The sequence below is a fragment of the Roseovarius pelagicus genome, assembly GCF_025639885.1.
In the GTDB taxonomy this organism is placed as follows: domain Bacteria; phylum Pseudomonadota; class Alphaproteobacteria; order Rhodobacterales; family Rhodobacteraceae; genus Roseovarius; species Roseovarius pelagicus.
Map to the genome: position 1 here is coordinate 3,204,795 of NZ_CP106738.1, position 12,348 is coordinate 3,217,142.

15 protein-coding genes are annotated in these 12,348 nt (G+C 60.5%); 6 read left to right on the forward strand and 9 right to left on the reverse strand.

Translation table 11 applies throughout. The annotated features are described in order from the left end of the window. The first annotated feature begins 1 nt into the window (after position 1). Genes ccmA through N7U68_RS16910 form a run of 5 tightly spaced genes read left to right on the forward strand, consistent with a single transcriptional unit; the run spans position 2 to position 2,717 of the window. Entirely contained in the window at positions 2-619 is a 618-nt protein-coding gene (ccmA, locus tag N7U68_RS16890; RefSeq protein WP_263047559.1) for a heme ABC exporter ATP-binding protein CcmA, read from the forward strand. Next, positions 616-1,272 carry a heme exporter protein CcmB gene (gene ccmB / locus N7U68_RS16895; RefSeq protein WP_165193677.1) on the forward strand — a complete coding sequence of 219 codons (657 nt, stop codon included), beginning with the start codon at positions 616-618 and terminating at the stop codon, positions 1,270-1,272. Before ccmA ends, ccmB begins: the two co-directional genes overlap by 4 nt. Before the next feature lie 26 nt (positions 1,273-1,298). Beyond that, positions 1,299-2,030, forward strand: coding sequence for a heme ABC transporter permease (locus N7U68_RS16900; protein WP_165193675.1), 732 nt, complete (start codon positions 1,299-1,301; stop codon positions 2,028-2,030). Continuing rightward, entirely contained in the window at positions 2,027-2,185 is a 159-nt protein-coding gene (gene ccmD / locus N7U68_RS16905; protein ID WP_165193673.1) for a heme exporter protein CcmD, read from the forward strand. The genes N7U68_RS16900 and ccmD overlap by 4 nt, the downstream gene beginning before the upstream one ends. Further along, the gene (locus N7U68_RS16910; RefSeq protein ID WP_263047560.1) at positions 2,178-2,717 is read left to right on the forward strand and encodes a DsbE family thiol:disulfide interchange protein; all 540 of its coding nucleotides are present in this window, start codon (positions 2,178-2,180) and stop codon (positions 2,715-2,717) included. The genes ccmD and N7U68_RS16910 overlap by 8 nt, the downstream gene beginning before the upstream one ends. Positions 2,718-2,830: 113 nt before the next feature. Here the strand turns inward: N7U68_RS16910 and N7U68_RS16915 are convergent, their stop codons facing one another. The 3 genes from N7U68_RS16915 to acnA form a co-directional block, all read right to left on the reverse strand. Next, positions 2,831-3,805 carry a Hint domain-containing protein gene (locus N7U68_RS16915; RefSeq protein WP_263047561.1) on the reverse strand — a complete coding sequence of 325 codons (975 nt, stop codon included), beginning with the start codon at positions 3,803-3,805 and terminating at the stop codon, positions 2,831-2,833. Positions 3,806-3,808: 3 nt separating this feature from the next. After that, the gene (locus tag N7U68_RS16920; protein ID WP_263047562.1) at positions 3,809-4,366 is read right to left on the reverse strand and encodes a toxin-activating lysine-acyltransferase; all 558 of its coding nucleotides are present in this window, start codon (positions 4,364-4,366) and stop codon (positions 3,809-3,811) included. Positions 4,367-4,653: 287 nt separating this feature from the next. After that, complete coding sequence (gene acnA / locus N7U68_RS16925) at positions 4,654-7,431, reverse strand: aconitate hydratase AcnA (RefSeq protein ID WP_165193665.1); 2,778 nt, start codon at positions 7,429-7,431, stop codon at positions 4,654-4,656. Positions 7,432-7,652: 221 nt separating this feature from the next. Between acnA and N7U68_RS16930 the strand changes: the two genes are divergently transcribed. Continuing rightward, positions 7,653-8,348, forward strand: a complete 696-nt coding sequence (locus N7U68_RS16930; protein WP_263047563.1) for a DUF1223 domain-containing protein — start codon at positions 7,653-7,655, stop codon at positions 8,346-8,348. Between the two features lie 6 nt (positions 8,349-8,354). Here the strand turns inward: N7U68_RS16930 and N7U68_RS16935 are convergent, their stop codons facing one another. From N7U68_RS16935 to N7U68_RS16960, 6 genes are all read right to left on the reverse strand, one after another. Further along, positions 8,355-9,296 carry a lysophospholipid acyltransferase family protein gene (locus tag N7U68_RS16935; protein WP_263047564.1) on the reverse strand — a complete coding sequence of 314 codons (942 nt, stop codon included), beginning with the start codon at positions 9,294-9,296 and terminating at the stop codon, positions 8,355-8,357. Positions 9,297-9,360: 64 nt separating this feature from the next. Continuing rightward, positions 9,361-10,002 carry a nitrile hydratase subunit alpha gene (gene nthA, locus N7U68_RS16940; RefSeq protein ID WP_263047565.1) on the reverse strand — a complete coding sequence of 214 codons (642 nt, stop codon included), beginning with the start codon at positions 10,000-10,002 and terminating at the stop codon, positions 9,361-9,363. A 6-nt stretch (positions 10,003-10,008) separates the two neighbouring features. Next, entirely contained in the window at positions 10,009-10,272 is a 264-nt protein-coding gene (locus N7U68_RS16945) for an SH3-like domain-containing protein (RefSeq protein WP_263047566.1), read from the reverse strand. Beyond that, positions 10,265-10,615, reverse strand: coding sequence for a ScnB-like protein (locus N7U68_RS16950; RefSeq protein WP_373322936.1), 351 nt, complete (start codon positions 10,613-10,615; stop codon positions 10,265-10,267). The genes N7U68_RS16945 and N7U68_RS16950 overlap by 8 nt, the downstream gene beginning before the upstream one ends. Before the next feature lie 57 nt (positions 10,616-10,672). Next, complete coding sequence (locus N7U68_RS16955) at positions 10,673-11,743, reverse strand: flagellar motor switch protein FliG (RefSeq protein WP_263047567.1); 1,071 nt, start codon at positions 11,741-11,743, stop codon at positions 10,673-10,675. 69 nt (positions 11,744-11,812) lie between these two features. Beyond that, on the reverse strand, positions 11,813-12,340 hold the full coding sequence (locus N7U68_RS16960) for a tetratricopeptide repeat protein (RefSeq protein WP_263047568.1): 528 nt from the start codon (positions 12,338-12,340) through the stop codon (positions 11,813-11,815). Positions 12,341-12,348: the final 8 nt, after the last annotated feature.

A 12,348-nucleotide genomic window follows, 5' to 3' on the forward strand; every position in this document is an offset into this window, starting at 1 on the left:
TATGACATTGCGCGTATCTGATTTGACCATTGCCCGAGGGGGCATCGCCGTTCTGGAGAACGTCAGCTTTGACCTGAATGCAGGTGAGGCGCTGATTTTGCGCGGCCCCAATGGGGCGGGCAAGACAACGCTGTTGCGCACGGTGTCCGGACTGCAACCGCCCCTGCGCGGGCGGGTCGAGGCAGATTACGATACGCTGGTCTATGCCGGGCACGCCGATGGGATCAAGCCGACGCTGAGCGTGGCAGAAAACCTGATATTCTGGGCGCGGGTATTTGGCCGCAGGAGTATCTCGCATGCGTTGGCCGCCTTTGAATTGACGCCGCTGGCAGACCGACCGGCGGGCGCGCTGTCGGCAGGGCAGAAGCGTCGGCTGGGGTTGGCGCGGTTGCTGGTAACCGGGCGCGAGATCTGGCTGCTGGACGAGCCGACCGTATCGCTGGACATGCAGGCGACGGCGCTCTTTGCCACGGTGGTGCGCGATCATCTGGTGGCGGGCGGGTCAGCGTTGATTGCTACGCACATCCATCTGGGTCTGGACGAAGCGGACGTACTGGATGTGACACCCCATCGCGCCAAGGCGCCCGCGTTGGGTGATTTTGACGGGGCTTTCCTATGATCGCGCTATTGATGCGTGACCTAAAGCTTGGGGTGCGGGCCGGAGGGGGCTTTGGCCTTGGGCTTGCGTTTTTCCTGATCGTTGTGACGCTGGTGCCCTTTGGTGTCGGACCCCGTCCGGACCTGCATGCCAGTATCGCACCGGGTATTCTGTGGCTGGGTGCGCTGCTGGCCTGTTTGCTGTCGCTGGATCGGATATTTGCGCTTGATTGGGAGGACGGATCGCTGGACCTGCTGGCGACCGCGCCGTTGCCGATGGAAGCACTGGTGAGCATCAAGGCGCTGGCGCATTGGCTGACCACGGGGCTACCGCTGGTTCTGGTGGCTCCGGTACTGGGTATCTTGCTGAATCTGTCCGCCTCGGGCTATCTGCCGCTCACACTGTCGTTACTGCTGGGCACGCCCGCGCTGAGTGTGATTGGTACGTTCGGGGCAGCGCTGACCGTGGGGATCAAGCGCGGTGGGCTGCTGCTGAGCCTGCTGGTGTTGCCGCTCTATGTGCCGATACTGATTTTCGGAGCAGAGGCGGCGCGGCGCGGGGCCGAAGGGCTGCCGTACACCACGCCGCTGGTCATGTTGGCGGGGATCACCTGCGGCACTATCGCCCTCTTGCCCTTCGCTTCTGCTTCGGTACTAAGGGTCAATCTACGTTAAGCCATCAGAAGGGACCGAACCCCACCATGAGTTCGCTCTGGGAATACGCCAATCCGCGAAAGTTTATCGCGACGTCCGACCGGGTTCTGCCCTGGGTGGCGGGGTTGTCGTTGCTGACATTGACGGCGGGTTTGGTCTGGGGGTTCTGGTTCACGCCCGAAGAGGCGCGGCAAGGCGCGAGCGTCAAGATCATCTTTTTGCATGTACCCGCTGCGCTGATGGCCATCAACGCGTGGCTGATGATGCTGGTCGCGTCATTAATCTGGATCGTGCGACGGCACCACGTTAGCGCGTTGGCCGCCCGAGCTGCGGCCCCGGTTGGCGCGGTGATGACGGTGATCGCACTGGCGACCGGCGCATTGTGGGGGCAACCGATCTGGGGAACATGGTGGGTGTGGGACCCGCGCCTGACGTCGTTCCTGATCCTGTTCCTGTTTTACCTTGGGTACATCGCGCTGTGGTCCGCGATCGAGGATGACGATACGGCCGCCGACCTGACCAGCGTGTTGTGCCTTGTCGGATCGGTCTTTGCCGTGCTCAGCCGCTATGCGGTGAATTTTTGGAATCAGGGGCTGCATCAGCCTGCATCGCTGAGCCTTGACCGGGAGGAGAACGTGGCAAACGTGTTTTACCACCCTCTACTGCTGAGCATTGCAGGGTTTGTCCTGCTCTTTATCGCGCTGGTGTTGCTACGGACCCAGACCGAAATTCGCGCGCGGCGGATGCGCGCCTTGCTGGCACGGGAGCGGATGGGATGATACCTGAGCTGGGGAAATATACCGTTGCAGTGATGGGGTCGTATGTTGTTTCGATCGGGTTGCTGGGTGTTTTGGTCGGGTTGAGCCTACAGCGCGCGCGGCGCATCAAGACGCAGTTGCGCGCGGTCGAGCAGAGGATTCGCGGCAATGGCTAAGCTTTCACCCCTGATGGCCGCGCCGCCGCTGATTTTTGCGGGTCTTGCGGCGCTGTTTTTCGTCGGCATGCAGCGCGGCGATCCTGATGCATTGCCGTCTGTATTTATCGGCAAACCTGCACCGGAGGTTCCGGTCGGAACACTGGAATTGCGCACGCCGCTAACGGATGCCGACCTGCGCAGTGGAGAGGTGACCGTGGTTAATTTCTGGGCCAGCTGGTGCCCGCCCTGCCGTGCCGAACACCCCAACCTGCACGCATTGAACGAAGAGGGCGTGCGGGTTGCAGGGATCAATTTCAAGGATACCGCGGATCAGGCCAACAGCTACCTTGACGATTCGGGCGATCCGTTCTTTGCGATAGGGTTTGATCCGCAGGGGCGTGCCGCGATCAATTGGGGTGTCACGGCTCCGCCCGAGACCTTCATCGTCGATGGCGATGGAACGGTTCTGTTCAAGTTCATCGGCCCGCTGGTGGGCAGTGACTATGAACAACGTTTTCGCCCCGAGTTGAAAAAGGCATTGGAGCGTTAAAGGCAGACGTTATTGCGAAGCAATCCCAGAGGGCAATTTATATACAGGCCGCGCCTCTGTTCATGTCATTTTTCAACTATAGAGCGTAGCTATGCACAGGGCAGGATGATCGGTCAGGGCACGAGTTCCGCCAAGGTCTGTGGCGCTATCAGGGGCAGCCCGGTGTTCTGTATCTGCCTGCGGAACTGGCGCAGGTGCGTGCCGTTGGCGGGGATCAATCTGGCGGGCTGATATTGCTCTGCCAAACTGCCACCATCTGACTGCCGCGCAAGGATCGCCCTGATTTCGTCCCGCGCAGTCGGCGGCAGTAATGCCATTGCTTGGGGGCCGGGCAGCAGGGTTTCTGATGGCGCGCCCTCGGCAAAGACGATGTGGTGGGCGTCCAAGAGCAGATGAAAATACTGTAGGTCGCGCGAGGTCCGCTCGATGCTAATCCCGACCAGTCCGACCAGCTTGATTGCGGGGATCAGCACTTGCTGACACCCAAACACCTTCAGGGCGGCGGGGCCAGAGATCAGCATCCTGTGCTGTCGCGACACCAACAGGTCGCGCCGTGGCAGGCCCTGTCCCAGTGCGCCCGCGGCAATGCGGATCGGGCGGAGCTTTTTGTCGTTTCGGAGTGCGTCGGCGGATACGTCCTGCCGACCGACCCAGCGCAAGGGTTGCAACCCCCGGTCAAGCGTGTGGATGCGGTCGCCAACCCGAAGGCATTCGACCCTGCGCAATCCTTGCGCGGTTTCGATCTGACTGCCGGCAGCGAAACAGACCGCGCCGGAAATCGTGATGGTGATATTCTGCGTATCGGACTGGCCGTCGGCGTCGAGCATGTACACCGTAAATACATCCGTCAGCGTGTCGCCCGGATCGAGTGCATGAACCACAGGGTGGCTGTCGTTCAGATCATAGCTCCAGACGCCGGTGGTGGGGTTGATTGTGGCGGTCCCATAGGTCGCAGAACTGGAGATTGACCATGTGTCATCATTGTTGCCGGCCAACAGACCGACATCGTCGAGATTGCCGGAAATGATAATACCCGAATTCTCGGTCACGGCCCCGGTCGTTTGACCGCCTATGGTTGGCGTGCCCATGGATCAGGCCGCTTCCAGATGACGGGCGAACTGTCCAACACCAAAGGAGCGCACGCCGATAGGCGCGCCGGGGGCGGGACGTGCCCATTCGATGATGCGATAGCGCGTGCCCTTGGCATTGTGCCACAGGGTGCGCACGCGGGATTCATTCGGATTGCTGGCCAGAACCTTGAGGATTTCGCGGGTGTGGCCAAAGGGTGCGACAAAGTCGATCATCCATTTTGACGGTCCACTGTTCCAGTGGCGCGGCATCAACGGCTTGTGATGGAGTGCAAAGCGCCGTTCTGCCCCGTCAGCCAGCCCGGCCCATGTGACAAAACCGCGTGGAAAGCCACCCGAGCGGAAAATGCGGTATTGCCCCAACCGCAAGGCCACCTCGAGATGTGCGGTGGCCTCGGACAGAGGCATGGTCGCGTGATAGGAGCTAAGGCTGAGAAGGTATGTCATGGCACCCAAGTCCGCCAATGCGTCCTGAGGCAGATCGAACCAATCATCGGGGTAGGGGGGCGCATCCGACGCCGGTCCGGGGCGCATATGATCAAGCGCGGCCAGATGGCGCATGGACGCCCTGACAAATGGTTGGTGATCAACGCTTGTAATTTGCGTCATTGCCCTATGGGCAGTCTGCCACACCCTGCGCGCGGCAGAGTTGCCTGCCGGTTCGGTGTCGGGGCGACAGAATTGCCTGTCCTCATGCTCAGCCTTGGCACTGTTATCCGTGCCGTTACGTCAGCTTAGCGCATTGTCCTAGGAAAGCAACGAGTAAACCCGGAATGGTTGAGCGGAACCATGCCTAAACGCAAAGCGCCCCAGAGAATTTCCGGGGCGCTTTTTAGTGTTAAAGAGGTCTATCCGGCCGATTTTGCGAGGTTGCGCAGCACGTAATGCAGCACGCCGCCATGCTCAATGTATTCGATCTCGATCGCGGTATCGATCCGGCATTTGAGCGTGATTTCCTTCACGCTGCCATCGGACATCTTGATCTCGCAGGGCACCTCTTGCAGAGGTTTGATCGTGTCCAGCCCTTTGATCGAAACAGTCTCGTCCCCGGTCAGACCCAGTGACTTGCGCGTGTCGCCATTGGTGAACTCGAGCGGGATCACACCCATGCCAACGAGGTTCGAGCGGTGGATGCGCTCAAAATTCTCGGCGATCACGGCCTTGACGCCCAAGAGCGCAGTGCCCTTGGCAGCCCAGTCACGGCTGGAGCCAGCGCCATATTGTTCACCACCGAAGATGACCAGTGGTGTGCCTGCTTCCTGATAGGCCATCGCGGCGTCAAAGATCGCGGTCTGCTTGCCATCGGGGCCTTTGGTATAACCGCCCTCGACCCCATCGAGCATCTCGTTGCGGATGCGGATGTTGGCGAAGGTGCCGCGCATCATCACCTCATGGTTGCCACGGCGCGATCCGTAAGAGTTGAACTCGCGCACGGGCACCTGACGTTCGCGCAGGTACTGACCGGCTGGTGTGCTTTCCTTGAAGCTGCCCGCCGGGCTGATGTGGTCGGTTGTGACCATGTCGCCGAGGACGGCCAGAATGCTGGCATCAGTTATGTTGCTGATTGTGCCCGGCTCGGCCCCCATGCCCTGAAAGTAGGGTGGGTTCTGAACGTAGGTCGATTGTGGTGGCCAGTCATATGTCTGGCCTTCAGACGTTTCGACCGCCTGCCATTTTTCGTCGCCTTTGAATACGTCGGCGTATTTCGACTGGAATGCCTCGCGGGTGACGGTTTTCTGGACCAGATCGGCGATTTCCTTAGTCGAGGGCCAGATGTCCTTGAGGTAGACGTCGTTGCCGTCCTTGTCCTGCCCCAGAGAGTCGCGGGTGATGTCTACATTCATGTCACCGGCGAGGGCATAGGCTACGACGAGCGGCGGAGAGGCCAGATAGTTGGCACGCACATCGGGGCTGATGCGGCCCTCGAAGTTACGGTTGCCGCTGAGGACACTGACGCCGATCAGATCGTAGTCATTGATGCATTTGCTGATTTCGGGCGCCAGCGGACCCGAGTTGCCGATGCAGGTCGTGCAGCCATAACCCACAAGGTTGAAACCGATGGCATCCAGATCATCCTGCAATCCGGCAGCTTCTAGGTATTCACTAACAACCTGAGATCCTGGAGCAAGAGAGGTTTTGACCCACGGTTTGCGGTTCAGGCCCAGTTCGCGCGCCTTGCGGGCAACGAGGCCTGCGCCGATCATCACGTAAGGGTTGCTGGTGTTCGTGCAAGATGTGATTGATGCGATGACGATCGAGCCGTCATGCAGCTGATAGTTGCCATCGTCCGTTGCCACATAACCGCGTGCGTGATGACCTTCGTCGCCGGGAATGTCGCGCGGTTCGGGCTGACCGCCTTCGCCTTCCCAGCGGATTTCAGAGGTCTCGCTTGTGTCGCGACCTTCACGGAAGCCACGTACGTAATCCTTGAACGTTGGTGCCGCGACGTCGAGCGCGATGTGGTCCTGCGGGCGTTTCGGGCCCGAGATCGCGGGAACGACGGTGCCCATATCCAAGCTGAGTGTGTCGGTATAGATCGGATCGTAGTCTGCCCCGCGCCACATGCCGTTTTCCTTGGCGTAGGCCTCGACCAGTGCGATGCGATCCTTGTCGCGACCGGTCAGCTCAAGATAGCGCAGTGTTTCGCCGTCAATCGGGAAGAACCCGCAAGTCGCGCCGTATTCGGGCGCCATGTTGCCGATGGTCGCGCGGTCTGCCAGCGGAAGATTGTCGAGGCCGGGACCGTAGAATTCGACAAACTTTCCGACCACACCCTTTTCGCGCAGCATTTCAACGACGCGCAGAACGAGGTCCGTGGCGGTCGTGCCTTCGACCATCTGACCGGTCAGTTTGAAACCGACCACTTCGGGAATCAGCATCGAGATCGGCTGACCCAGCATCGCGGCTTCGGCCTCGATCCCGCCAACGCCCCAACCCAGAACGGCGGCGCCGTTAACCATCGTGGTGTGGCTGTCCGTGCCGACGAGCGTATCGGGGTAGGCGACTTCTTCGCCGTTCTGATCTTTGTCGGTCCAGACGGTCTGTGCCAGATATTCGAGGTTCACCTGATGGCAGATGCCGGTGCCGGGCGGGACCACGCGGAAGTTGTTAAACGCGCCCTGACCCCATTTCAGGAACTGGTAGCGTTCGATATTGCGCTCATACTCGCGATCCACGTTCATCTGGAACGCGCGTGGATTGCCGAATTCGTCGATCATCACGGAGTGGTCGATGACCAGATCGACAGGGTTCAGCGGGTTGATCTGTTCGGCTTTGCCGCCCAGTGCCACGATGCCATCCCGCATCGCCGCAAGGTCGACGACCGCCGGAACGCCGGTGAAATCCTGCATCAGCACGCGGGCGGGACGATAGGCGATCTCGCGCGGGTTCTTGCCGCCCTTGGTCGCCCATTCCGAGAATGCCTTGATGTCGTCCGTGGTGACGGTCTTGCCATCCTCGAACCGCAGCATGTTTTCCAGCACCACCTTAAGCGCGGCAGGCAGTCGGCTGAAATCGCCCAACCCGGCCTTTTCGGCGGCGGCGATGGAGTAATAAGCGACGGATTGGTCGCCTGAGGTCAGGGTTTGGCGGGCTTTGGCGGTGTCATGTCCGACATTGATCGGCATTGGCGCGTCCTTTCGTCTGGCAATGAAGCTGGCTTGAACTGGTTTTCGCCCATTTGGATAAGGGCAGCAAGGTGATTCACCTGTTGTCGGTATACTATTGCACACAATTCATATTGTCCAGCCAACACACAAGGCCATCGCGAAACATTGATTGGTTTTTCGGGGGCTGCGTGGCTAGATGGGACCATAACACGCCTGATCCTGTCCAAAGAGCACATTAAATGCGGTTTTTGACCTTCCTGATACTCGCGCCTTTTCTCTGGGCCAATCCATCAACTGCCGGGGATCGCCCCGTGCTGGTCGAGCTTTATACCTCGCAGGGGTGTTCGTCGTGTCCGCCCGCTGACAAGCTGTTGCACGAATTGGTGGCGCGCGATGACGTGATCGCGCTGGCACTGCATGTGGATTACTGGGATTACATCGGATGGAAGGACGTGTTTGGCAATCCCGCCAATACCAAACGTCAGCGTGGCTACGCCAAGGCGGGTGACAGACGCATGGTTTATACCCCGCAGATGATCATAGATGGCACCGATCACGTTGTCGGAAACCGGCCCAAGGATGTGAACGCGCTGATCCGCCGCCATGGGGCCGTGCCAGACAGCGTCGTGATGAAAGTGATCCGCAAAGGCAATCAGGTGCTGATAGAAGCGCGGGCGACCAAGCCCATCGGGACGCCGCTGGTGGTGCAGATTGCGAAATACACCCCGCAACGTACCGTGGCCATTGAGCGTGGCGAGAATGCCGGGCGCACATTGAGCTATGCGAATGTGGTAACGGAGCTGACGGAACTGACCCGCTGGAACACCAGCAGCCCGCTGGCGTTGAAAACCAAGGTCAGCCCTGACCAACCCGTTGTCGTGATCCTGCAACGTCCGGGCTATGGGGCAGTAGAGGCGGTGGCGCAACTGCAATAAGGTCGTTCAGTCGTCGTTCTGCATCTCGGCGATCCGCTCGGCGCCGCGCTCGGCCATGACGCCTGTACCGTCCTTCCAACGGCGGTGAATCCAAAACCACTGATCCATATGCGCGCGCACTTGCGCCTCTAGCCGGTCATTGAATTCCTGAGTCATTGTGACGGGATCAGAAGGCGGAATCGGTGCTTCGACATGGACATCGAAATCCAGTCCATTTTCGCGCCGGATACCCCAGACGGGCACCAGTGGAGCATCGAATTTCAGGGCCAGTTCGGCCGTGACCAACGAGGTCAGTGCTGGTTTTCCAAAGAAATCCAATGGTACGCCCCAATGGGCATTCAGGTCGGTCAGGATCGCCAGCGTGCCGCCTGCGCGCAGATGCTTGGTCATTTGGACCATGCCACGTTTGCTCTGTTCGAACATCGGCTGGCTGAGTGCTGTCATCGCGCGGCTGTAATGCGCGTTGAAATATCGGTTCTTGAGTGGGCGGTAGAAGCCGCCCAGATCGATCCCTTGTTCCACCATGGCAACCCGCGCGGCGTTGAAGCTGCCGAAATGGCCGGTTACGAAAATCAGCGGTCGGCCCGCTGCCTTGGCTTCACGAACCGCCTGCATGCCGGGGCCTTCAACAGGTGAGTGACGGGCGTGGGCAGTGAAATCACGTGTCGAATACATCTCGATCATGCCGCGGCCGGCATTGTCGGGGACCGCGCGCATCAGGCGGCGCACCTCTGCCTCTGGCAGGTCGGGGCAGACATGCGCAAGGTTGTCGCGTACGCGGGCAGAGTACCCCGCCAGCGGGGCGACGATCTGCGACGTGATCCAGCCCATCGCCGGGACGCGCCAGCGATAGGGCATCAGCCCTGTCAGTCCGATCAGCCCGCGCAGGATCAGATTGACGATGTATTCGCCCGCGCGGATGTGGAAGGGATCTGTTGGGGTGTTCATCTGCGCCGTCACTTGTGGAACCGCCGCCAGACATAGAGCCGGGCGCGACGGGGTACAAGCGCGGCTAGGGGGTGCGCGCCAATCCTGCACCGATCATTGAATCGCGGGTCACCAGTGCGGCCAACGCATCGGCGTCCATGCCATCGGTCCCCTTGGGGCGCGCAGGTAGCACGATATAACGCATGTCGGCAGTGCTGTCGTGGACGCGGACGCGGATGCCGTCGGGCAGATCAACGCCGAATTCACGCAACACGCTGCGCGGTTCGCGCACAGCGCGAGAACGGTAGGCGCGGGTTTTGTACCAATCGGGGGGTAACCCCAGCAGATTGCGCGGGTAGCAGGAGCAAAGCGTGCAGACGATGAGATTATGCACCTCGTCCGTGTTTTCGACTGCGATCAGTTCCAGCGGACCAATGTCGAACCCCATCTCGCGGCTGGCGTCACCGGCGTCAGCCAACAGTCGCGTCTTGAATTCCGGGTCGGTCCATGCGCGGGCGACCACGGCGGCACCGTTCGCGGGGCTGCGCGAATCCATGTCGTTGACTTGTGTGGCGATCTCGGCTGCCGTGATGTGGCCCTTTTCGATCAGGAGTTCGCGCACGGCGATCTCCATCTGTTGCCAATAGGTGAGGGGACCATCATTGTCGGCACGGTAGGGATGGCCGGACGGGCTGAGATGGTCGTGGTCGGCGTGATCATGGGGCATCGTGCATCAGATCCTTTCGAGCCAGTGTTCGTAGATTTCCGCGTCGAGCGTATCCTCTGGGCGTTCCGCGTCAGCCCCCCACAGTTCCGCCATGGTAAAGCGCACACGAAAGAGCCGTTTTTGCTCGGCTTTCAGTGCGTAGGCGAGTTGTTCGGGATTGGCGAAGCACCCTAATGCGCGCTCGACCTCTCCGGTTCTGCCGCGCAGGTAAGCAGGTGCGCGGACATGACCCGGCGGATAGAGCGATCTGACGCGGACCCGCTCAGCCATCTGTCGCCTCTCCGTAGGTGCCGCCGCGTGCGGCAACATCGGCCATGCGTGTGCCCAGTTCTTCTAGGGTGTAGACGCCGTGTTCGACGAGGTTCTGGTTAATCGCGGCGATCCAGCGGTCATAATAGCTGTAGTTCTCAAACGCCTCTTCGCCCATGTCCTCTAGCACGCGGCGCAGCCCGTGGACCGACAGCAGGCCCTTGCTGCCGCACAGCACCATCAGCGCGTCAACGCGTTTCTCCCACAGGGCAAAGTCATGCCCGTCCATAGGAACGGGACCAGCAGAGGCACCGCCCATGTCATGCCAGCGACGTGCGGCAGGGTCATTTGGTTTATCGGTCATGGAATGAGGATAGAGCCGCAGATGAGCCTGAGTCCAGCGTTCACCACGATATGCCGCTCAGGCGGCTTCTTCCTGATCCTCGGGGGTGGCAAGGGTCACCCCGCCTGACGCCTCTAACCTGCGAATGGCGTTGACGATTTCGGTCATGGCCTCTTCGCCCGGTCCCTGTTTCACGGCACCGCGATCTTCCATCTCTTCGCGGATCGCATCGGCCATACGCCGCGACATGTTTTCAAGGAGGAAGTCGACGACATTATCCAGCCCTGCGGATTTCGCTGCGGCGAGCCCGGTGATGAGTGCGGATTGTTCAATCTCGCGGATAACTTGAGGTACGTCGGTGCGGCCCAAACGATCGGGGATATGTTGAAAGGTAAAGATTGCGCGCCGGACCTGATTGGCAAAGTCACCGTCGTTTTCCTCTAACCCTGACAGGACATCATCGCGCAAGGCAGAGCTGGATGAATTCAGGATCGCGCCGACGCGTTGCACAGGTTCGTCGTCGAAGGCCACAGGCGGGCAGTCATCAAGCTGTGCTGCCAGCGCGAACCCGATCCGGTCCACAGCGTCGGGCGTGACCCGGCCCGTGCGCGAAATGGCAAAGGTGATACGCCGCGCTTCGTCACCGGGCAGCTTGCTGAGCAGTTTCGCCGCGAAGGTAACGTCGAGCTTTGACAGGACCACTGCTGCGACCTCTGTGCTTTCGGCCAGAATGATCGGTACAAGAGTGTCAATATCTGTGCGCTGGACCTGTTCCCACGGATCGCCGATCTGGCGCACGCCAGCCTCTTTTCGCAGGCGGGCGGCGGTTTGTGGGCTGATCCGCCCGTCAAGCGCCGTGATTGCGCCTGCCACGCCGTGCGGAAAGGTCAGGCCCATGCCCTCAAGCTCGGTTGCGAATTCGGAGACCACGGTCACCAGTGTCGCGCGGTCGACATAGCGCATGGCGCCCATCTGGGTCGTGAGGGTGGCCTGTAGCGCATCGGGCAGGTCAGATAGCGGCACATCGGCCCCTTCGTTCAGTAGGAACCGGACAATGATTGCCGCCTTTTGCCGTCGTGTCAGCCGCGCGGCTGTGTGACCTGCCGACTGACCCTGCGAAACCTGGGCAAGCGGACTGCGTAGACTCATTCTGTGCCCTCCTACTGTCAGCCTGACCATAGGTCACAGAGGGTGAAGAAAAGCCTAAAGGCCGTCGTTTCAGTAGTCGTAGGTCGTGCCTGTTTCAATCGCGCTGCGCAGCGATGTCTCGGCCCAAGTTCCCGCGCCGCCATGTGACCGGATCTGCCGGAGTTGGGTCAGCGCGCCCACCAGATCGCCTTCGATCACTAGCGCCTGACCCATGTAGGACCGTGCGAGGATGTTGGCGGGATTCCGTACCAGAGCCTTGCGGTAATAGACCATACCGCCTGCCGTATCGCCCATCTTTCGGGTGGTGAAGCCCCAATAGGTCAGCACGCGATCATCGTTCTGATCCGGTATCGCGCGTAGCGCGCGTTGGGCATCGTCGTATTGCCCGACGTAGGCAAATTCACGCACCGCACCGATCAGTTCGTCGGTATCAAGGCGGCTATCCTGCGGATTGACGCATGACGCGCTGCCCGTGTCCCACACCTGGCCATTGGTACAGGTACCCGTGGTCTCAGTCGTGGTGGGTTTGGTTTCATCCCCGGCGGCGAAGGCGAGGCCGGGAACCATGAAAGCGGCGAAAAGAATCGGTCTGAGCATAAAAAGGG

Coding starts and splice junctions, on each gene's coding strand:
- ccmA (WP_263047559.1), top strand. CDS start 2: ATGACATTGCGCGTATCTGATTTGACCATTGCCCGAGGGGGCATCGCC.
- ccmB (WP_165193677.1), top strand. CDS start 616: ATGATCGCGCTATTGATGCGTGACCTAAAGCTTGGGGTGCGGGCCGGA.
- N7U68_RS16900 (WP_165193675.1), top strand. CDS start 1,299: ATGAGTTCGCTCTGGGAATACGCCAATCCGCGAAAGTTTATCGCGACG.
- ccmD (WP_165193673.1), top strand. CDS start 2,027: ATGATACCTGAGCTGGGGAAATATACCGTTGCAGTGATGGGGTCGTAT.
- N7U68_RS16910 (WP_263047560.1), top strand. CDS start 2,178: ATGGCTAAGCTTTCACCCCTGATGGCCGCGCCGCCGCTGATTTTTGCG.
- N7U68_RS16915 (WP_263047561.1), bottom strand. CDS start 3,805: ATGGGCACGCCAACCATAGGCGGTCAAACGACCGGGGCCGTGACCGAG.
- N7U68_RS16920 (WP_263047562.1), bottom strand. CDS start 4,366: ATGCGCCATCTGGCCGCGCTTGATCATATGCGCCCCGGACCGGCGTCG.
- acnA (WP_165193665.1), bottom strand. CDS start 7,431: ATGCCGATCAATGTCGGACATGACACCGCCAAAGCCCGCCAAACCCTG.
- N7U68_RS16930 (WP_263047563.1), top strand. CDS start 7,653: ATGCGGTTTTTGACCTTCCTGATACTCGCGCCTTTTCTCTGGGCCAAT.
- N7U68_RS16935 (WP_263047564.1), bottom strand. CDS start 9,296: ATGAACACCCCAACAGATCCCTTCCACATCCGCGCGGGCGAATACATC.
- nthA (WP_263047565.1), bottom strand. CDS start 10,002: ATGCCCCATGATCACGCCGACCACGACCATCTCAGCCCGTCCGGCCAT.
- N7U68_RS16945 (WP_263047566.1), bottom strand. CDS start 10,272: ATGGCTGAGCGGGTCCGCGTCAGATCGCTCTATCCGCCGGGTCATGTC.
- N7U68_RS16950 (WP_373322936.1), bottom strand. CDS start 10,615: ATGACCGATAAACCAAATGACCCTGCCGCACGTCGCTGGCATGACATG.
- N7U68_RS16955 (WP_263047567.1), bottom strand. CDS start 11,743: ATGAGTCTACGCAGTCCGCTTGCCCAGGTTTCGCAGGGTCAGTCGGCA.
- N7U68_RS16960 (WP_263047568.1), bottom strand. CDS start 12,340: ATGCTCAGACCGATTCTTTTCGCCGCTTTCATGGTTCCCGGCCTCGCC.